The 17,947-nt window shown below is 62.9% G+C and carries 20 protein-coding genes and 1 tRNA gene; 4 read left to right on the top strand and 17 right to left on the bottom strand.

All coding sequences use genetic code 11. The features are described 5' to 3' along the window. Nucleotides 1-110: 110 nt before the first annotated feature. Nucleotides 111-698: a recombinase family protein gene (locus tag HH800_RS19500; RefSeq protein ID WP_169862020.1), complete on the top strand. Its 588-nt coding sequence runs from the start codon at nt 111-113 to the stop codon at nt 696-698. Nucleotides 699-1,018: 320 nt separating this feature from the next. On the opposite strand, the gene HH800_RS19495 is transcribed toward HH800_RS19500, so the two are convergent. The 15 genes from HH800_RS19495 to HH800_RS19425 form a co-directional block, all read right to left on the bottom strand. After that, nucleotides 1,019-1,777 (bottom strand): hypothetical protein, encoded by a 759-nt coding sequence (locus HH800_RS19495; protein ID WP_169862019.1) that lies wholly within the window; start codon nt 1,775-1,777, stop codon nt 1,019-1,021. Continuing rightward, nucleotides 1,774-2,211 (bottom strand): hypothetical protein, encoded by a 438-nt coding sequence (locus HH800_RS19490; RefSeq protein WP_169862018.1) that lies wholly within the window; start codon nt 2,209-2,211, stop codon nt 1,774-1,776. The genes HH800_RS19495 and HH800_RS19490 overlap by 4 nt, the downstream gene beginning before the upstream one ends. A gap of 207 nt (nt 2,212-2,418) precedes the next feature. Next, entirely contained in the window at nt 2,419-3,825 is a 1,407-nt protein-coding gene (locus HH800_RS19485; protein WP_328805797.1) for a DUF6538 domain-containing protein, read from the bottom strand. 179 nt (nt 3,826-4,004) lie between these two features. After that, nucleotides 4,005-4,080, bottom strand: a tRNA-Phe gene (locus HH800_RS19480). A gap of 49 nt (nt 4,081-4,129) precedes the next feature. Beyond that, nucleotides 4,130-4,324, bottom strand: a complete 195-nt coding sequence (locus HH800_RS19475) for a DNA gyrase inhibitor YacG (protein WP_037521277.1) — start codon at nt 4,322-4,324, stop codon at nt 4,130-4,132. After that, nucleotides 4,314-5,303: a ribonuclease gene (locus HH800_RS19470; protein WP_169862016.1), complete on the bottom strand. Its 990-nt coding sequence runs from the start codon at nt 5,301-5,303 to the stop codon at nt 4,314-4,316. Before HH800_RS19470 ends, HH800_RS19475 begins: the two co-directional genes overlap by 11 nt. 49 nt (nt 5,304-5,352) lie before the next feature. Further along, nucleotides 5,353-5,940 carry a Maf family protein gene (locus tag HH800_RS19465; RefSeq protein ID WP_037513085.1) on the bottom strand — a complete coding sequence of 196 codons (588 nt, stop codon included), beginning with the start codon at nt 5,938-5,940 and terminating at the stop codon, nt 5,353-5,355. A gap of 12 nt (nt 5,941-5,952) precedes the next feature. Further along, the gene (gene infA / locus HH800_RS19460; RefSeq protein ID WP_003049127.1) at nt 5,953-6,171 is read right to left on the bottom strand and encodes a translation initiation factor IF-1; all 219 of its coding nucleotides are present in this window, start codon (nt 6,169-6,171) and stop codon (nt 5,953-5,955) included. Between the two features lie 57 nt (nt 6,172-6,228). Further along, nucleotides 6,229-7,518 (bottom strand): adenosylmethionine--8-amino-7-oxononanoate transaminase, encoded by a 1,290-nt coding sequence (locus HH800_RS19455; protein WP_169862015.1) that lies wholly within the window; start codon nt 7,516-7,518, stop codon nt 6,229-6,231. A gap of 32 nt (nt 7,519-7,550) precedes the next feature. Then, nucleotides 7,551-8,174 carry an OmpA family protein gene (locus HH800_RS19450; RefSeq protein WP_010339536.1) on the bottom strand — a complete coding sequence of 208 codons (624 nt, stop codon included), beginning with the start codon at nt 8,172-8,174 and terminating at the stop codon, nt 7,551-7,553. Continuing rightward, complete coding sequence (locus tag HH800_RS19445) at nt 8,171-10,003, bottom strand: cation:proton antiporter (protein WP_010339535.1); 1,833 nt, start codon at nt 10,001-10,003, stop codon at nt 8,171-8,173. Before HH800_RS19445 ends, HH800_RS19450 begins: the two co-directional genes overlap by 4 nt. Before the next feature lie 113 nt (nt 10,004-10,116). Then, nucleotides 10,117-10,527 carry a DUF4168 domain-containing protein gene (locus HH800_RS19440; protein WP_004208769.1) on the bottom strand — a complete coding sequence of 137 codons (411 nt, stop codon included), beginning with the start codon at nt 10,525-10,527 and terminating at the stop codon, nt 10,117-10,119. A gap of 205 nt (nt 10,528-10,732) precedes the next feature. After that, nucleotides 10,733-12,775: a M13 family metallopeptidase gene (locus tag HH800_RS19435; RefSeq protein WP_169862014.1), complete on the bottom strand. Its 2,043-nt coding sequence runs from the start codon at nt 12,773-12,775 to the stop codon at nt 10,733-10,735. Nucleotides 12,776-12,882: 107 nt separating this feature from the next. After that, nucleotides 12,883-13,515 (bottom strand): dethiobiotin synthase, encoded by a 633-nt coding sequence (gene bioD / locus HH800_RS19430; protein WP_169862013.1) that lies wholly within the window; start codon nt 13,513-13,515, stop codon nt 12,883-12,885. Further along, a complete protein-coding gene (locus tag HH800_RS19425) occupies nt 13,512-14,636 on the bottom strand; it encodes an 8-amino-7-oxononanoate synthase (protein ID WP_017499660.1) in 1,125 nt (374 codons plus the stop codon). The genes bioD and HH800_RS19425 overlap by 4 nt, the downstream gene beginning before the upstream one ends. A gap of 271 nt (nt 14,637-14,907) precedes the next feature. Between HH800_RS19425 and HH800_RS19420 the strand changes: the two genes are divergently transcribed. Continuing rightward, entirely contained in the window at nt 14,908-15,582 is a 675-nt protein-coding gene (locus tag HH800_RS19420) for a peptidylprolyl isomerase (RefSeq protein ID WP_169862012.1), read from the top strand. Nucleotides 15,583-15,586: 4 nt separating this feature from the next. Here the strand turns inward: HH800_RS19420 and HH800_RS19415 are convergent, their stop codons facing one another. Next, entirely contained in the window at nt 15,587-15,823 is a 237-nt protein-coding gene (locus HH800_RS19415; protein WP_169862011.1) for a DUF2061 domain-containing protein, read from the bottom strand. Between the two features lie 120 nt (nt 15,824-15,943). Here HH800_RS19415 and HH800_RS19410 point away from each other — a divergent pair, with 120 nt between their 5' ends. Then, nucleotides 15,944-16,693 (top strand): DUF72 domain-containing protein, encoded by a 750-nt coding sequence (locus tag HH800_RS19410; RefSeq protein ID WP_125998710.1) that lies wholly within the window; start codon nt 15,944-15,946, stop codon nt 16,691-16,693. A gap of 317 nt (nt 16,694-17,010) precedes the next feature. Here the strand turns inward: HH800_RS19410 and HH800_RS19405 are convergent, their stop codons facing one another. Continuing rightward, nucleotides 17,011-17,196, bottom strand: a complete 186-nt coding sequence (locus HH800_RS19405; protein WP_004208760.1) for a PspC domain-containing protein — start codon at nt 17,194-17,196, stop codon at nt 17,011-17,013. Nucleotides 17,197-17,542: 346 nt separating this feature from the next. Between HH800_RS19405 and HH800_RS19400 the strand changes: the two genes are divergently transcribed. Further along, nucleotides 17,543-17,935 carry a gamma-glutamylcyclotransferase family protein gene (locus HH800_RS19400; RefSeq protein WP_169862010.1) on the top strand — a complete coding sequence of 131 codons (393 nt, stop codon included), beginning with the start codon at nt 17,543-17,545 and terminating at the stop codon, nt 17,933-17,935. The last annotated feature ends 12 nt before the right edge of the window (nt 17,936-17,947 follow it).

Below are 17,947 nucleotides of genomic sequence, written 5' to 3'. Positions count from 1 at the left end.
TTCTTCAAGGGCCGCCAATCACGAGATATGCACTTCCCTATTGATCGATATGGCCGATCATATTTCCAAAACACATTGACCAAGTCGATGTTATCGCCACATAATCGCGCATGAAGCGAGTTGCTCTCTATCTCCGCGTCTCCACCGACACTCAAACGATCGAGAACCAGAAACGCGAACTTATGGCCGTCGCCGAACGGTTGGGCTGGACCGTAGTCGAGACCTTGGCCGACGAAGGCATCTCCGGCGCCAAGGGCCGCGACAAAAGGCCCGGCTATGACCGGCTCATGCAGATGATCGCCCGCCGTGAAATCGACATGGTCGCAGCCTGGGCCGTCGATCGCCTGGGACGATCCCTCTCCCATCTCGTCGGCTTCCTGGACGAGATCAACGCGAGAGGAGTGGACCTGTATCTCCATCAACAGGCACTCGACACCTCGACACCAAGCGGCCGCGCGCTCTTCGGGATGCTCAGCGTCTTCTCAGCATTCGAGCGCGAGATGACCCGTTCGCGGATCATGGCTGGCCTGGCACGCAGCACGAAGAAATCCGGGCGCCCACCTCTCGACCAGGACAAAGCCGACCGGATCAAGCGGGAACTCGCCAAGGGCACGAGCATCAATGCAGCCGCCCGCAAGCTCAAGGTCGGCGTTGCCACTGTCCACCGGATCAAGCAGCAGATGGCCCAGGCCGCATAGGCGCCGGTTCGGTGCCGTCCCCGGGCTTCATACCGCCGACACAGGAAATCACATGGAAAACAACGACGATCCCGAGAACGCCGACCAGACCGGGCCGCAGTCTCCGTCCCCGGGCATCATTTGTTCTCATCATATTGAAAACATTGGGAAATCGTCAGAAAGACGGTCTTCGAACCTTCACTCCCCCGCAGTCCTGCTACACAGTCGGGTAGGCGAAACCGTTGGAAACGGCACTGCTCAAGCTTTCGGCGATTTGAAGTTTGCCTAACTCGGTCTCTGTTTATGCATCTGACCACATGGGCTCAGTCGCATGCTGCCTCCTACAACGTGGGAGGAGCCGGAATGTCTTCGCTGCCTTCCTCACCAATCTCCTGGGGAGTGAGGCTGTTCCGCCAATCTCTAAGGGATTGCCTTGCGCTCTCGACCGCCTGCCCTTGGTCATCTGCCTCGTTATCGGTCAGCAGTCGCGACTGCCATGCGCCGCCAGGGTTGCGCTCCATAACGGCAATTCGGATCGGTCCTGCAACCCCACCTGGGTTCGTATCGATCACATGTTGAATTGCCCATTCTGTGAGAAAGGTAGCCTCACGAACTGACGGGGGGCCGTTGAGGCAAAATATGTCCACGAGAAAACGGAGAAACGGGTCCGCAGACAGCTTTCCGCTGCCGAGCGCTACATAATAGTGAGCCGCATCTAATAACCGAGGTTGGATCAGACCCTCGAAGACGCATAATTGCTGCTGACCACCATGCTCAAAGCCGAGCAAGGTGTTTACACCGATCTGCTGTCCGACCCCAGTGTTTTGGAACTGCTGAATGAGGGACTGCGTCAAAATTAATGGGAAGTCGATTGCATGGCCAACTGTTGCAGGCATAGCGTGGCTGCCATCAGCCATGATCTGAAACCGAGCCGCCTGGCCCTGGTCGCCCGCGAATGCGAATAGCTGGTTTCCGGACAGCAGGTGAACCTTCTGCCCCTTGTGATGACCGACACTAATGCCACCCATGCTTGGTGTCAGCATACTGTCGGCGCCGATGACAATACCATCGCGACAGTAGAAGCCTACGACAACTGTCATCCCCGGAAAATGCTGTTCGCGCGCGTTTCAGGATACGCTTGATAGATCGAGCGGACCAAGTCCTGGAACGAGAGGCTCTTCACCCAATCCTTTGCACGGCCGAAATAACTTCGCGTTTCTGGATCGAGTTGATCGAGCCGCTGTTGGCCGAGTTGTAATCCACGCTGAGTCAGTCGATACGTTCGGTAGCGCCCACTACGGACAATCTCTACGCTCCCTTCCTGGGGAACGCTCAACCAATCGAGATCAGAATAAACAGCGCTGTCGAACGGACCATAATCATATGGTTCGAAATTAAATTGCTGTCCGCCAAGCGCTAGGGCTACATTCTTATCGATCAAAAAAAATAGCTTCTGGGCTTGAACCGGGGAAAGTTCCGAGTTGGACTGACCGGCGGAAAGCGCAGCCAGCACTAGCTCCTGCCTCGGCGTCATCGTCAAATCCTTCCAATGTCTTCCTTAACGAATGAGATATTCGCTGAGGTTTTTGACTCCGATGAGTCACACATTTCTCTAAAAATGTCGAACAAAAAGTGAATCGCAGTGAGATTCGTATCGCGCTTCAAATGTCGATGGAGCGATGGCATTGCAAGAGCGGATTGCCGCCCCGATCAAAGAGATCGAATGGAGAAAATCGCCGCACTATGTTTTCAGGTGCTCAAGATCGACATCGGCGAACCTTAATCGGACGATCGCGTCGTGAAGCATCTTTACCCCATGGCCTCGGCCGTAGTTTTCTGACGCATTACTCTTCGTCGAGGCACCGTTCGTCCAGCCTCCAATCGCCAGAGCGACATCGTGGTCGATCCGGGCCGCTCTCAATTCGTCTCGAAAATTATGCCGGAAGCTATGGAAGCAGGTTCGATCCTGTGCCGCCCCTGCCTTTCGAGTGAAGAGGGTGAACCATTTTGAAAGGGCGACGGCGCGGATGCCCCTGGGGCCCGGAGCTATCTCCCCGAACAACTTCCTCTCACCGGCTCTGCGACGCTTCTCGACAAATTGGAGCAGCCCGAAATCGAAAAGGTTCGGGTGAACCGGAATCACCCGCTCGCTGGTCCTTGTCTTCAACTGCTTGTCGGTGCTGCCGACCAATGACTCTTCGCTCACCACGAAGCACTGGATGCCATCGACAGCCCGCAAATCCGTCACATCGAGTTGGCAGATTTCATTGAGCCGCATCCCTGTGTGGAGCGCGATCAGCGGAATCCAGAACCGGGCGTTCTGTGGACGCTCGGTTCCTGGAAGGAAATAATTGCGCTCGCCATCCACGCAACCGCGATAGAGCGGGGCGTTGAAAATCTTCTTCAACTGCATTGGGGAGAAGGGAAAGCGTTTGTTGCGCTTCGCGATTTCATCAGGCAGCCGAAGGCCTCGGGCTGGGTTCCGATCCAGATATTCCTCCTGAACCGCCCAATTCAAGAAGCTCGACAGGTCAGTCAGGTATGCGTTCACATTGGCCGAGCTAATGAGATTGTCCAATTTCCCATCGCGCGCCTTCGTCGCCGCCTGTCGAGGTGAAAGATGCGGAAATCGCTTGTTCGCGTTCTTCGGCAAGAATCTCAGCGTCTCTATAAAATCCCGACAGTGCGATCGGGCGAAATCGCGCATCGGTAGATCAGCGCCAATAATGGCGACAGCCAGCTTTCGGCATGTGTCATATGAGTTCCGCGTCCGAACGGACCAGCCTCGTGTCGGATCGTTGATATAACGGTCGTAGACCTCGCCGAAGGTCAGCAGCGGTAGTTGGGGTGATATGACCGGCTGCTCCGCTGGACCGCTTGATGCCATCGTAAACACGGGCACGCGCTGCGCCATTGGAGCGGCCGCTCCGACCGCCGCGAGCAGCATTGGATCGACGGCCAATCCCGCTTGCGCCCTCACGCCTTCGATTTCGGCTTCGACTTGGGAGACGATCAGCGGGAAGCGTCGAACAGCGCATTTCAGACTGTCCGTCCTCAAAGACCGCCAAATCTCAGCACGGCCCATATGCGCGCGGACATCATGTGGAACGCGGCGTCGCAGGTAGAACTGGCCACCCCGTAAACACATGCCTGAAGGCAGTTTGTGTAGCAGCTTTGTGTAGCAGTTTTTGGAACCCGTAGCCCTTGTTTTCCGAGGGTTTCCAACGGTTTCGCCTACCCGACTGTGTAGCAGGACTGCGGGGGAGTGAAGGTTCGAAGACCGTCTTTCTGACGATTTCCCAATGTTTTCAATATGATGAGAACAAATGGTGCCCGGGGACGGATTCGAACCGCCGACACTGCGATTTTCAATCGCATGCTCTACCAACTGAGCTACCCGGGCATCGGGTCTCGGCGGAGGTGACCGCCGGATGGAGGCGTGCCTATAGGCGTCAATCCGGCTCGCTGTCCAGCCCATAATTATCATTTTTTTGCAGGGCTTCGTCGCCCGGCATGCCGGGCACGCGATAGCCCTCGCCCAGCCATTGCAGCAGGTCGCGATCGCGGCATCCCTTGCCGCAGAAGGGGCGGGTTTCCGGCTGCGCCGGCTGGCCGCAAACCGGGCAGGCGCCGGCCTTAGGCGACATGACCGGCCGCCAGCGACAGCGCGGAATCGGCGCGCAGCGTGACCTCGCCACCACGACGGCGGGCAAGCTGTTCGATCCAGTCGGCACGCTTGTGCAACAGGTCGATGATCGCCGGCGCGCCGGTGATCGTCGCCGCGCCGCCGGTGCCATGCCGTTCGGCACGGCGCAGCAGCGCCAGCGCGGCGGTCAGCACCGGATCCTCGCGCAGCAGTTCCATCAGATTGGCGCGCTCGCGGCGGCGGATGATCTGGACGAAGCCGAAGCCGTTGACCGCCGTCCGCTCGAACGGCAGCGGCAGATATTTGTCGATCTGCGCGGCCGCGACGATGCGCTCATCCTTGTTGTTCATGGTCGGCAGGTCGATGCCGATCGAGCCGGCCAGCCCCATGCGACGGATCGCCTGGGCAGAAAGCTTCGCGCCCTTGGGGCCGAGCTGGGCCGGCGGCAGGCTGCCGTCGATGTCGATCAGGATCATCGCGGGGGTCAGGAAGATGCGCAGCGCCGCATCCTCGGCACCGACCTCGCCGGTTACCGCCTCTTCCATCAGCTCGCTCCAGCCAAGGGCTTCGAGCCGGTCCTCCTCATGGGCGGGACAGGGGCGGATGGCGACATCGGTGGCGCGCAGCCGCTGCAGCAAGCTGGGGCCGGGATGGACCTTGGAACCGGGCGGGGCGATGCGCCCCTTGGCGCGCTTGCCCCGGCCTTCCTCGGCAATCGCCTCGCGGAAGATTTCGACCAGCACATTGGCGCCCTCGGCCACCTTGGGCGGGATCGGCTCGATCAGCACTTCCTCGCCCGAGATCAGGCGCACGACACCGCGCTTGCGCGGAATGATGGTCTGGACCAGGCGGCCCTGAAGGATGGCCCCGGCGCGGGCGGCCTCGCCTTCGCGCTCGATCAGCGCCTCGACGATGCGCCCTTTTTCGATCAGCGCAGCACGGGCCTCGCCAATGCCTTCTTCATAGAGCCATTCGGCCATCGTTCAGTTACCTATTTGTCGTGATTTCCGAGCCGTGAAATGTACCATTTCACTCGAAATCCCGACGGTCCAATGGATAGCCCGCTGCCTCTAGCAGCGTGCGGGTTTCGTAAAGCGGCAGGCCCATGATCGCGCTATGGCTGCCCTGGATGCTGCGGATCAGACCCGCAGCGCGACCCTGAATGGCGTAGCCACCCGCCTTGCCCAGCCCTTCGCCGCTGGCAATATAGCGGTCGATCTCGCTGCGCTCCAGCCGCTTGAAGATGACGATGCTGGTCGACAGGCGATGCCGTGCCACGCCCGCAGCGTCGATCAGGGTGATGGCGCTGTAGACGCGGTGCCGGCGCCCCGACAGCAGGTCGAGACAGGCGCGGACCTCCGCCTCGCTTTCCGCCTTGGGCAGAATGCGGCGGCCGGCGGCCACCACCGTGTCGCCCGACAGGATCAGCGCGCCGGGATGACGGGCAGCGACCAGCGCGCCCTTTTCGGCGGCGACACGCGCAGCATAGGCGGCCGGCAATTCGGCCTTGCGCGGGGTTTCGTCAATGTCCGCAGGATCGACGGCATCAGGAAGCACGCCAATCTGCCCCAGAAGGTCACGCCGTCTGGGGGAAGCCGAAGCTAGAATGAGTCGCATCGAAAATGCGGCTTATTTGAAGCGGTAGGTGATCCGACCCTTGGTCAGGTCGTAGGGGGTCAGTTCGACCAGCACTTCGTCACCGACCAGCACGCGGATGCGGTTCTTGCGCATCTTGCCAGCGGTGTGGCCGAGAATTTCATGATCATTCTCAAGGCGCACGCGGAACATGGCGTTGGGGAGAAGCTCCACAACCTGTCCGCGCATTTCAAGCAGTTCTTCTTTGGCCATAATATCCCAGAATCGAAAAATCGCGCCGCCATAGCGCCAAAACGTGGAAAATGGAAGTCAGGACGCAGAACCGAAATAATCACCGGCTGCGACGAGGGCCGCGAAGACGGCATCGAGCTGCTGCGCATCGATGCAATAGGGCGGCATGAGGTAGATGGTGTTGCCAAGCGGCCTTAGCAAGAGGCCCCGTTCCAGGAAGAAGGCACGCAGGCGCGGCGCGAGGTCCGACAGATAGCCAGCATCGGCCGCTACCAGGTCGATTGCCATGATCGTGCCGATCTGCCGCGGGTTGGCAAAGGCGGGGTGGCCGGCCAGCAAGGCCAGCCGATCGGTGATGCCCTGCGTCAGCGCAGCAATCCGTCCGCGCACATCCTCTTCGGCCCAGATGGCGAGATTTTCAGCAGCAGCGGCACAGGCGATCGCATTCGCGGTGTAGCTGGACGAATGGTAGAAGAGTCGCGCCCGGTCGGTCGAGCGATGCGCTTCGAAGATGCGCTGGGTCGCCAGCGTCGCGGCGAGCGGAATGGCGCCGCCGGTAATCCCCTTGGCCACAGCCATGATGTCGGGCACCACGCCCGCCTGCTCGCAGGCGAACAGCGTGCCGGTGCGGCCCCAGCCGGTCATCACCTCGTCCGCGATGAACAGCACATCGTGGCGCGCGCAGATATCGGCCATCGCCCGCAGCACATGGGGCGGATAGATCAGCATCCCCCCGGCTCCCAGGATCAGGGGTTCGACGATGAAGGCGGCCGGGTGATCGGCGCAGGCCGTCTCCAATGCGGCAAGCGTCTCCTGCTCGCGACCGGGATGCGGGAAAGGGATAGTGCCGACATCGAACAGCAACGGCGTCCAGGCGGCATTATAGATACCACGCTCACCGATCGACATCGCGCCGATGGTATCGCCATGATAGCTATGTTCCAGCACCAGGATGTGGCTGCGCGCCTCGTCCAGCCCGTCGAGCGCGCGATTATGCCAGTAGCCGAGCGCCATCTTGAGCGCGACTTCCACGGCGGTCGATCCGCTGTCGGAAAAGAAGACATGGGCCAGGGGATCGCGCCCCGGCGCCTGCGGCATGAGATCGACCAGGCCGCGCGCGACCGCCTCCGCCGGTTCATGGGTGTAGCCCGCGAAGATCAACTGATCAAGCTGCCCGGCCTGGCGCGCGATGGCGGCGGCGATGCGCGGATGGCAATGGCCATGGGTCGTCACCCACCAGCTGGAAATGCCGTCAATCAGGCTGCTGCCATCGGCCAGATGGAGGGTCGCGCCCTCCGCCCGGACGACATGGGGGATGGGCTCGTTGAGGCCGTGCTGGGTGAAGGGGTGCCAGACAGGAGAGGTCATCGGCGTCCCCTACGCCCGATCGGCGGCCAAGGCTATGGTTTGTCCTTGCGATCCACCGGCGAGATGCTGGGCAACACCGCCGCCGTCGGCACCACGACCGTGGGCACCGCGACATGGATGTCCACCCGGCGATTCTTCGCCCGACCTTCGGGATCGTCGCTGCCATCCTCCTTGGCATTGGGCGCGACCGGCCGGGTTTCGCCCAGCGCGATCAGGCTGATGCGATCCTTGGCGATGCCCTTTTCGACCAGATAGGCCTCGACCGCCTCGGCCCGGATGCGGGAGGCTACGCGATTGTCGCCGTCATTGCCCTTGCTGTCGCTATGGCCGCGCAACGTGATCGCCCCGCCGGTCTTGATCGCCGGGGTTTCGACCAGCGTATCGAGCGCGGCGCGGGCGGCATCGTCCAGCTTCAGCCCGGACGTGCCAAAGGCGATGGTAGCGTCGAGCGGTTCGATCTTCGGCGCTTCGGGTTCGGCCACTTCGGGGCGCAGGATCGAGCGGACCGGCTCGGCGACGTTATCGGCCTCGTTCGCGGCTATATCATTGCCCAACGCATTGGCTGCGTTGGCTACGTTATCAACAGCATTGCCTGCGGGCCGATCACAGGCCGCCAGCATGACGCACAGCGCCAGCGCGGGGGCGAGCCTCCTCATTCCTCCTCTCCTTCCGGTTTCTTGCGGGTCTTTGATGCGGGCGGCACATAGGATAGGATGGTGTCGCCCGGCTGTGGCGTCGGTCGCGACGCGTGGGTGAAGAAGCGCATCGTGCCATTCTTGCGGAGCAGCAGCAGCATGTCGGCATCGGCCGGCAGGTCGGCCTTCGCCGCCTCGAAATCGAACTGGTCGCTGATCCGCGTCTTGCGGAAGGTCCAGCCGGCATCCTCGCGGATCATGATTTCCTCGACGCCGAGGCCTGAATCGAACAGGGCGCGGCCACGCAGCGATTCCGGCAGCGCGCGCGGATCATGATCGTCGCTGGCGTCGCCCAGCTGATAGACATTGTCGCGGCCGACTTCTGGCGCGAATTCGTTGCAGACGAGCGCGTTATAGGCCTCGTTCTCCGACGTGGCGGCGAGCACCTGGAACTGGGTCAGGTCCAGCCGTTCCTCGGTCGCCTCCGCCAATATCTCGCCATGATAGGTCGGAATGCCGCCATGGCGGGCGGGCGCCAGCCGCTGCCAGCTATTGTCGGCGATCATCACCGGCACCTCCAGCTGGCGCAGCTGGGCGGCAAGGCTGAGGCTGAAGGGCGTGGCGCCGACCAGCAGCAGCCCCTTGTCCTGCGCGCCGGTGACCTTGAGCAGCCGGGCGACCGGCTTGATCGAGAAGCCATGGAACAGGATGGTCGCGACCACGATCGAGAAGGACAGGGTGACCAGAATCGCGCCGTCGCCATAGCCCAGCCGATCGAGCCGCAGCGCGAACAGGCCGGAAATGGCGACCGCGACGATGCCGCGCGGGGCGATCCAGGCGACCAGCAGCCGTTCGTTCCAGGGCACCGGCGAGAAAGCAAGGCTGAGCAGCACCGTCGCCGGGCGGACGACGAACAGCAGCACCAGCAGATAGGCGAGGAAGCGCCATTCGAACTGGCGCAGCACATCCAGGTCGAGCGAAGCCGACAGGATCACGAACACGCCGGAGATCAGCAGGACGGTGACATTTTCCTTGAACGGCTGGATGTCGCGCAGGGAATCGAATTTCATGTTGGCAAGCGCCACGCCCATCACCGTCACGGTGACGAGGCCGGTTTCCGCCTGGATGAGGTTGGAGAGAACGAAGACGCCGATCACCGCGACCAGCAGGATCGGCGCTTTCAGATATTCCGGCACATGGCCGCGCTGGAACGCCCAGCCGATCGCGCGGGCGGCAAGCCAGCCGATGAGGCCGGCGATGATCGCGGCCGCGACCAGCGACAGGATGACGGCCGCCAGCGTGCTGCCCTCGCTCGACCGGCGCAGATATTCATAGGTGGCAAGGCCGAGCAGCGCGCCGACCGGATCGTTGACGATCGCTTCCCATTTGAGGATCGCGCGCGGCCGGGCGGCGACGTTGGACTGGCGCAGCAACGGCAGCACTACGGTCGGCCCCGTCACCACAAGAATGCCCGCAAACAGGATCGCCACCGGCCAGACGAGGCCCGCGACATAGTAAAGGGCGAGCGCGCCCAATATCCATCCGATCGGTGCGCCCAGCACCACCAGCCGGGTGACGGCGCCGTCGGTCTTGCGCAATTCGCGGAAATTGAGGCTGAGCCCGCCCTCGAACAGGATCAGGGCGACCGCCACCGACACCATGGGTTCGAGCAGTTCGCCAAAAGTGAGCTTGGGATCGATAAGGCCGGTCACCGGGCCACCGATGACGCCGGCGGCGAGCATCAGGGCGATGGCGGGCCAGCCGGTGCGCCAGGCAATCCATTGGGCGCCGATGCCCAATATGCCGATCAGCGCGATTACAAGGGCCTGTTCATGCATGGCCGGGACCATAGACAGGCGAAGCCGCCATGGTCACCCCCTTTATTTTCAACGATCTGGGGAACCGGATCGCAGAACGGGAATGGCGGGCAAGGGAGAACCCGCCATTCCCGTGCCAAATATGCTTATTGCTGCGGCGGGGTTGCCGGATCAGCCGGGGTCGCCGGGCTGGCGGGCGCGGCCGGGGCTGGCGTGCCCGCGGCAGCCTGAATCCGCTGCTGCAGGGCCGGATCGGCGGCCGCAGCCTGGCCGATGGCGTTGAACTTTTCGGGCGGAATGCCCTTCGACTGCAGCGCAGCCAGCATCTTGGGCTGCTTTTCCGCGGCGGCAATCGCATTGTCCGACTGAATCTTGGTCACTTCGACGGCGGCGGCGGCAAACTGCTTGATGTCGGCATCGCTGAAATTGCTGGCGCCGGCGGCGGGGGCCGATGCTGCGGGGGCGGCAGGCGTCTGCGCCGACACGGAATAGGCTGCCAGCAGCGCGACGGACGCGACACCGGTTTTGATGATGTTCGAAAGGTTGAGACCCGTCATGTGCTTCTCCTTGGCTTTGCTACCGCCCAAAGCTGTGGACAAAGCAGGCGGGGGAAAAGTCCGGACAGGATGAAGCGTGGCATTAGAAAGATGGCGGAAAAGTTCCCGTCAGCCGGTCGCGAAGGGGAAACGATCGGTCGCGGGCCTCATTTCTATGCCGCAACGAAAAAGGGCCGCCCGGTGAGCGGCCCCTCTCCGATTCTGCTTACCAGATCTTCACGCGATCCTTGGGATCGAGATAGATCTTGCCGCCCGGCGCGGGCTTGAATGCATCATACCAGGCATCGAAATTGCGCACGATGTCGGCGCGATATTGCGACGGCGCATGCGGATCGGTGACCAGACGCTGGCGCAGATTGGCCTCGCGATAATTGCGGCGCCACACCTGCGCCCAGCCCAGGAAGAAGCGCTGGTCGCCGGTCATGCCGTCGATCACCGGCGCGGCCTTGCCGCCCAGCGAGGCATGATAGGCGTCGAGCGCGACGGCCAGGCCGCCCAGATCGCCGATATTCTCGCCCATGGTAAAGGCGCCCTTCACATGCGCGCCGGGGAAGGGTTCATAGGCGTCATATTGAGCGCCAAGCTTGGCGGTCAGTGCCTTGAAATTGGCGACATCCTGATCGGTCCACCACTGGTTGAGCTTGCCGGTCTCGTCATATTTCGCGCCCTGGTCGTCGAAATGATGGCTGAGTTCATGACCGATCACCGCGCCGATGCCGCCATAATTGACTGCCGGATCGGCATTCGGGTCAAAGAAGGGCGGTTGAAGGATGGCGGCGGGGAAGACGATCTCGACCATGCCGAAATTGGCATAGGCGTTGATCTCCATCGGGGTCATGCCCCATTCCCAGCGATAGATGGGCTTGCCCAGCTTGCCGACATTATAGTCGAAGTCGAACTGGTTCGACCGCATCGCATTGCCGAACAGATCGCCCGATTTGATGGTCAGGCCGCTATAGTCGCGCCAGCGATCGGGATAGCCGATCTTGGGCGTGAAGGCGGCCAGCTTCTTGTGGGCGCGGGCCTTGGCCTCGTCGCTCATCCACGGCAGGCCATCGATGCGGCGCCCCATGGCCGACAGGACATTCTTGACCAGCTGGTCCATCGCCGCCTTGGTTTCAGGCGGAAAATATTTGGCGACATAGACCTTGCCGACTTCCTCACCCAGCGACTCCTTGAGGAAGGTCACGCCGCGCTTCCAGCGCTCCTCGCGCTCGGGCGTGCCCGACAGGGTAGTGCCGAAAAAGGCGAAATCGGCGCTGGCGATATTGTCGGGCAGATAATCGGCATAGCTGTGGACGCTGCGCAGCAGCAGGCTGTCCTTCAGCACGCCGATCGGCGCCTTCGCGATCAGCGCGGCTTCGCCGGTGACCGCGGAGGGCTGGGCAACCAGCAGGTCGGTGGGCTTGAGGCCGACGGCGCCGAAATAGGCGGCAAAGTCGAAACCGGGCGCAGCCTTCTGCAGCGCCGCGAGGCTCATCTTGTTATAGGTCTTGTCCGCATCGCGGCTGTCGACCTGGGTCCAGTGAACCTTGGCGATCTCGGTCTCGAACGCCATCAGCGCGGCGGCGCGCGCCTTGGCATTGGGCTCGCCCAGCAAGGTCAGCATCTGTTCGAGATGGGCGACATAGGCGGTGCGGATCGCCGCCATCTTCTCGCCCTGGTCGAGATAATAGTCGCGGTCGGGCAGGCCCAGGCCACCCTGCATCATCGAGAGAATGTAGGTTTCGGGATCCTTGTCGTCCTGACCGACATAGAAGCGGAACGGGCCGCGCACGCCGGCGCGCGCCGCCTTGCCGGACAGGGCGGCATAGGCCTTCAGATCCTTGACCGCGCCGATCTCGGCGAGCCAGGGCTTGATCGGGGCAAGGCCCTTCGCCTCGACCGCCGCCGAGTCCAGATAGGTCGCATAGGCGACGCCGATCTTGCTGTTCGGATCGGTCTTGGCGCCGTCCAATATCTCGCGGGTGCGCTTCTGCGACAGCTCGTCCAGCACGGTGAAGGCGCCATAGTTGGACTTGTCCGCCGGGATCGGCGTGTTCTTCAGCCAGGTGCCGTTGGCATATTCATAGAAATCGTCGCCGGGCTTGACCGAGCTGTCCATGCCGGCGGTGTCGAAGCCGTAAGTGCCATAGGTCGGCTTGGCGGCCGGGGCAGCGGCGGTCGTGGTGGCGGGCTGGTCGGCATGGGCCACGGTCGCGGCGAGCGCGAGGCCGGTGGCGGCAGCGCCCATCAGGAGGAACTTCATGAAGGCTATTCCCTTGCTTCGTCTGGATCGGACGTCATTCGTTCTGTCCGTTCTGGCGGGCAGTTCAACGCCCGTCAAAGCGGCATGTCCATGTCGTTGGTCGAAAATTATCGGCCGTTGAAATTATCAGGAAGATGGATGTGCGCCCTGAAGGCGGCCGCCAGACTATCCCGCTCGAGCGGATCGAGCAGCGGCAGGCGACCCAGGCTGGGGACGCCGGCGATGTGCGGGATGATCCGTTCATTCTCCTCATGCGCATCCCCGATGAAGGCGATGCCGACGACATGGACGCCGCGCGCGCGCAGCGCCTCTATGCTGAGCAGGCTGTGGTTGATCGTGCCAAGGCCGGTGCGGGCGCACAGGATCGCAGGCTGGCCCCAATAGGCGAACAGGTCCGCCATCAGCAGGCTCTCGCTGACCGGCACCAGTACGCCGCCGGCCCCTTCGACCACCAGCGGCCCGTCGACCCTGGGCAGCGCCAGGCGATCGAGCGAGATGTCGACGCCGTCGATCCGCGCGGCAAGATGCGGCGAGGCGGGCGTGGCAAGGCGATAGGCTTCGGGCAGGATGCGTTCGGTCGGCAGACCGGACAGGGTGGCGACCCGTTCCTTGTCGCCCTGCGGATCGACGCCGGCCTGGATCGGCTTCCAATAATAAGCGCCGAGCGCCGCGGCGAGGCCGGCGGCGAAGACGGTCTTGCCGATGTCGGTATCGGTGCCGGTGACGATCAGGCGGGTCATCGGGCGACCCGGCGCAGCACGTCGCCGAGCGCAATCACGTCGGCGCGCCCGACATTGAGCGAGAGCGAGATGCGCAGGCGGCTGGTGCCGGCGGGCACGGTCGGCGGGCGGATGCCACGCACGTCGAAGCCGGCCTCCTGCAAGGCGGCGGCGGCGGCCATGGTGCGTGCGTCCTCGCCCAGGATCAGCGGGATGATCTGGCTGCGCGGACGGGGCAGGCCGAGCGGCGCGCAGATCGCCTCGACCGCATCCTGGCGCAATGTGGCCAGCCGGTCGCGGCGATTGTCGGCGGTCTCGATCCGGTCGATCGCGGCGGAGGCGGCGACCGCCATCAGCGGCGAAGGTGCGGTCGAGAAGATGAAGGGGCGGGCGCGGTTGATGAGATAGTCGATATGGATGCGCGGGCCGCAGATCAGCGCGCCCTCCACGCCCATCGCCTTGCCGCAGGTGTGGAGGGTGATGACATTGTGCAGCCCGTCGAGGCCGGCCGACAGGCCACGCCCGCCGGGACCGAAGACGCCGGTGCCATGGGCTTCGTCCAGCAACAGCATCGCATCATGGGTGGCGGCCAGCTTGGCGAGATCGCCGAGCGGCGCCATGTCGCCGTCCATCGAATAGAGCGTTTCGACCGCGATCCAGATCCGGCCCTTGCCCCCTTCGGCGCGGAAGGCGGTGATGAGGTCGGCGAAGCTTTGCAGGTCATTGTGACGGGCGAAGACCGCGGTCGCTTTCGACAGGCGGATGCCGTCATGGACGCTGGCATGGATCAGTTCGTCCGCGACGATCAGGTCGCCGCGCTGCGGCAGGGTCGCGAACAGCGCCATATTGGCGAGAAAGCCATTGGCCAGGAACAGCGACGCCTGGGTGCGGAAAAATTCCGCGGCCTTGGCCTCCAGCCCTTCATGTTCGGGGGCATTGCCGCGCAGCAGGCGCGAGCCGCCCGAGCCGACCGGCACGCCGCGCGCGACCGCGTCGGCCACGGCCTGGCCGATCATCGGATCGGACGCGAGGCCAAGATAGTCGTTGGAGGCAAAATCACGCCCGGCGCGAGGGATCAGGTGGCGCAGGCGCCCCCGCGATTCAAGCGCTGCGAGTTGCGTGCGGAAGGGTTCGCTGCTCATGGCCGCGGGCTATAGGCCCCCACCCCGAGCCGGGCAAGCAAGCGCTTAACTTCGCACATTTCCCGCACATTTTGTCATCTTCATTCAAATGTGGGAAATTTCGTTACAAAGCTGTTCGATCGCCGAGGCCGGGCAATATAGGGCGGTGACATGCTGTAGGACAGCATAAGCGGCATATTGGCAAAGGGCAGGTGCCCTGTTGCTTGGTTGCGTCCGCGCTGCGCGGTCGATAGCCTCGGCATTCTCCCTCCCCGACGAGTGCCCCGTGTCGATGCGTTCCGTTGCCTGCCGTCTTGCCGTCTTCCTGTTTGCCCTGTTTTCCGGTCTGGCCCATGCCCAACCCGCCAATCGGCCGACCCCCGGCTATACGCGCGTCGCGATCGATACATCGGTCGGGACCATCATCGTGGCCCTCGACCAGCGTCGCGCTCCCCTGACCAGCGCCAATTTCCTCGCCTATGCCGATGACCAGCGGCTCGACGGCACGGTCTTCTACCGGGCGGCGCGGCGCAAGAGCGATCCCCGATATGGGCTGATCCAGGGCGGGATCGATACCGACCTGCGCCGGGCCTTGCCGCCGGTCCGGCATGAGCCGACCAGCCAGACCGGGATCAGGCATCTCGACGCGACCCTGTCGATGGCCCGGCCGGACCGGCCCAATTCGGCATCAGGCAATTTCTTCATCACGGTAGGCCCGACGCCGAGGATGGACGCGCAGGGCAGTTCGATCGGCTATGCCGCCTTTGGCCATGTGGTGGCCGGCATGGATGTGGTGCGTCGCATCCTGGCGGTGCCGACCTGTTGCGGCACCGGGCCGATGCGCGGGCAGATGATCGTCAAGCCGATCACCATCCGGCATGTGCGACGGCTGGACGGAAAGGCGCGGCCGACCGGCAAGGTGAAGCCCTGGCTGATCCCGCGCGCCAAGCCGCGCCCGAAGAAGTGAGGGGTCAGGCGATCGCCGCCTGACCGCGCATCCAGTCGCGTCCGGCATTGCGCGGCGGCCGGGCGCTGAAGCGCTTCCAGGCCTGTTCGTGGAAGAAGAAGGCAACCGCATTGACCATCGGTTCGACGAGCGCGATGCCGCCGGCCAGCGCGACCGATCCGGTCATCAGATAGGCGACGGTGAAGCCCACGGTCAGGTGGATCGACAAATAGGTGGCGGTCTTGATGAGATCGAGCGACATGGCGGAACCCCTTTGAAATCTGTTGCTCGATAATTAAGAATTGTTCGCAATAATCGCCAATGGCTTTTCCCGCTGGCTCTGATCGTTCCGGGCGATCAATATGGCGCAGGGAGGATCTTCATGACGGGACGGATCAGGGTCGGGATCGGCGGATGGGTCTATGAGCCCTGGCGCGGCAGCTTCTATCCCGCCGGCATGCGCCAGAAGGATGAACTGGCCTATGTCGGCGTGCAACTGACCGCGACGGAGATCAACGCCACCTATTATAGCAGCCAGAAGCCGGCGACCTTTGCCGGTTGGGCGCAGGCGGTGCCCGACGGCTTTCAGTTTGCGGTCAAGGCGTCGCGATTCTGCACCAATCGCCGCGTGCTGGCGGAGGCGGGCGAGTCGATCCAGAAATTCGTCCAGCAGGGGATCGTCGAACTGGGCGACCGGCTGGGGCCGATCCTGTGGCAGTTCATGCCGACCAAGAAGTTTGACCCCGATGATTTCGGCGCCTTCCTGCAATTGTTGCCGGCCAGTGTCGATGGCGTGGCGCTACGCCATGCGCTGGAGGTGCGGCACGAAAGCTTCGATGACCCGGCCTTCCTGGCTCTGGCACGCGACGCGGGCGCGGCGGTGGTGCTGGCCGACCATGACGATTATCCGGCAATCACCGGCCATGATGTCGGTTTTGCCTACAGCCGGCTGATGCGCAGCCGAGAGGACGAGGAGACCGGCTATGGCAGGGCGGACATCGCCGGCTGGGCCGATCGGGCAAAGGCGCAGGCGGCGCAGGGCGACGCCTATCTCTTCTACATCAGCGGCGCCAAGGTCCGGAACCCGGCAGCGGCGCGTGCGACCATCATGGCTCTGGAGCAACAGCTGTGACATAATTGCGTTTGATGCAATTGGTATGTCAGGCTTTGCGATTGTTACAATGATGTGAAATCATCATATGGCGCTGCATCCCGATCCGGGATGTCGTTCCAATGATGGAGTCCAATATGCGTCAGGCCTTTCAGGCGACTGCGCTGGTGGTTGCGGTCAGCGTCCAGATGCTGACCTTCTACTCGGTGCTGTACGCTTAAGCGCAGATCGCGCTCATCCTTGTCCCGTCGATGCGGGGCATAAAAAGGCCGCCCAGGGCATATGCCGGGGCGGCGCTTTTGTATCCGGAAACCCTGCCTTCCGGTGGCGGCGAGGGATCAACCCTCGGCCAGCCAGCCGGCGAGCAGATAGGCCACGACGCCGATCGGGCCTAGGGCGCACAGGGTCAGCAGCACCAGGGCAACGCGGATCAGCGTGACATCCAGCCCGGTGCGGTTGGCGATGCCGGCGCACACGCCCATGATCTTCGCGTTGCGGCGGTCGAGGGTGAAGCTGTTGTTCATGGATCTGGCCTTCAATAATATCTGTGATGGGAAAGGGGCGGTTGCCCGATCAGGCGATCGGGGCAACCGGAACCGCCGCGCCGACGAACAGGCTGGCGAAGATGACGGCGCCGACAAAGGCAAGGGCGACGCTCTGGAACTTGGCGATGGACATGATACTCACTCCCTAGATATTTCCTGGCCGGACCGTCCGGCCTTGATGCCAGACGATATTGCAGGCGGCGTGCCAGTTTCGATTTTTGGCGGAAATCCGTGCGTTTTCCTCAGTTGCTGATTTTTTTGCTATGCGAAAAAATCCGATGATTGGGAAAATTTGCCGTCAATCGGTGAAAGTTGCAGGTTGGTAATGAAAAGGCCGTTGCTTTTCGTTTATGGCACGCTGCGACCGGGCTTTGAAGGGCCGATGGCGCATTGGCTGGCCGATCGCGCCGAGTGGATCGGGGCGGGCTGGATCGGCGGCAAACTCTATCAGGTGGCGGATTATCCCGGTTTCGTGCCGGGGGAGGCGGGGCGCGTATATGGCGACCTGTTCGCACTGTCCGAAGCGGAGGCGCTGCTGGCGCGGCTCGACGCCTATGAGGAATGCACGCCCGACGATTCCCTGCCCCATGAATATCGGCGCGAACGCTGTCTCGTGGAAACGGCGGATGGGCCTGTCGACGCCTGGGTCTATCTGTACGCCCTGTCCGTTACCGGACATCGGGTGATCGCCAGCGGCGATTATCTGGCGGCGCGCTGATCCGCTGGAATG

This window comes from Sphingobium yanoikuyae (assembly GCF_013001025.1).
Classification (GTDB): domain Bacteria; phylum Pseudomonadota; class Alphaproteobacteria; order Sphingomonadales; family Sphingomonadaceae; genus Sphingobium; species Sphingobium yanoikuyae_A.
This window is presented reverse-complemented; position numbering and strand designations above follow the sequence as displayed.

What these genes read in the sequence shown, in the direction of transcription:
- HH800_RS19425 (WP_017499660.1), bottom strand. Translation starts at nt 14,636, where the DNA reads ATGAGCAGCGAACCCTTCCGCACGCAACTCGCAGCGCTTGAATCGCGG.
- HH800_RS19495 (WP_169862019.1), bottom strand. Translation starts at nt 1,777, where the DNA reads ATGACAGTTGTCGTAGGCTTCTACTGTCGCGATGGTATTGTCATCGGC.
- HH800_RS19415 (WP_169862011.1), bottom strand. Translation starts at nt 15,823, where the DNA reads ATGTCGCTCGATCTCATCAAGACCGCCACCTATTTGTCGATCCACCTG.
- HH800_RS19420 (WP_169862012.1), top strand. Translation starts at nt 14,908, where the DNA reads ATGCGTTCCGTTGCCTGCCGTCTTGCCGTCTTCCTGTTTGCCCTGTTT.
- HH800_RS19455 (WP_169862015.1), bottom strand. Translation starts at nt 7,518, where the DNA reads ATGACCTCTCCTGTCTGGCACCCCTTCACCCAGCACGGCCTCAACGAG.
- HH800_RS19475 (WP_037521277.1), bottom strand. Translation starts at nt 4,324, where the DNA reads ATGTCGCCTAAGGCCGGCGCCTGCCCGGTTTGCGGCCAGCCGGCGCAG.
- HH800_RS19445 (WP_010339535.1), bottom strand. Translation starts at nt 10,003, where the DNA reads ATGGTCCCGGCCATGCATGAACAGGCCCTTGTAATCGCGCTGATCGGC.
- HH800_RS19440 (WP_004208769.1), bottom strand. Translation starts at nt 10,527, where the DNA reads ATGACGGGTCTCAACCTTTCGAACATCATCAAAACCGGTGTCGCGTCC.
- HH800_RS19490 (WP_169862018.1), bottom strand. Translation starts at nt 2,211, where the DNA reads ATGACGCCGAGGCAGGAGCTAGTGCTGGCTGCGCTTTCCGCCGGTCAG.
- HH800_RS19485 (WP_328805797.1), bottom strand. Translation starts at nt 3,825, where the DNA reads ATGTGTTTACGGGGTGGCCAGTTCTACCTGCGACGCCGCGTTCCACAT.
- HH800_RS19405 (WP_004208760.1), bottom strand. Translation starts at nt 17,196, where the DNA reads ATGAACAACAGCTTCACCCTCGACCGCCGCAACGCGAAGATCATGGGC.
- HH800_RS19470 (WP_169862016.1), bottom strand. Translation starts at nt 5,303, where the DNA reads ATGGCCGAATGGCTCTATGAAGAAGGCATTGGCGAGGCCCGTGCTGCG.
- HH800_RS19435 (WP_169862014.1), bottom strand. Translation starts at nt 12,775, where the DNA reads ATGAAGTTCCTCCTGATGGGCGCTGCCGCCACCGGCCTCGCGCTCGCC.
- infA (WP_003049127.1), bottom strand. Translation starts at nt 6,171, where the DNA reads ATGGCCAAAGAAGAACTGCTTGAAATGCGCGGACAGGTTGTGGAGCTT.
- HH800_RS19400 (WP_169862010.1), top strand. Translation starts at nt 17,543, where the DNA reads ATGAAAAGGCCGTTGCTTTTCGTTTATGGCACGCTGCGACCGGGCTTT.
- HH800_RS19450 (WP_010339536.1), bottom strand. Translation starts at nt 8,174, where the DNA reads ATGAGGAGGCTCGCCCCCGCGCTGGCGCTGTGCGTCATGCTGGCGGCC.
- HH800_RS19465 (WP_037513085.1), bottom strand. Translation starts at nt 5,940, where the DNA reads ATGCGACTCATTCTAGCTTCGGCTTCCCCCAGACGGCGTGACCTTCTG.
- bioD (WP_169862013.1), bottom strand. Translation starts at nt 13,515, where the DNA reads ATGACCCGCCTGATCGTCACCGGCACCGATACCGACATCGGCAAGACC.
- HH800_RS19410 (WP_125998710.1), top strand. Translation starts at nt 15,944, where the DNA reads ATGACGGGACGGATCAGGGTCGGGATCGGCGGATGGGTCTATGAGCCC.
- HH800_RS19500 (WP_169862020.1), top strand. Translation starts at nt 111, where the DNA reads ATGAAGCGAGTTGCTCTCTATCTCCGCGTCTCCACCGACACTCAAACG.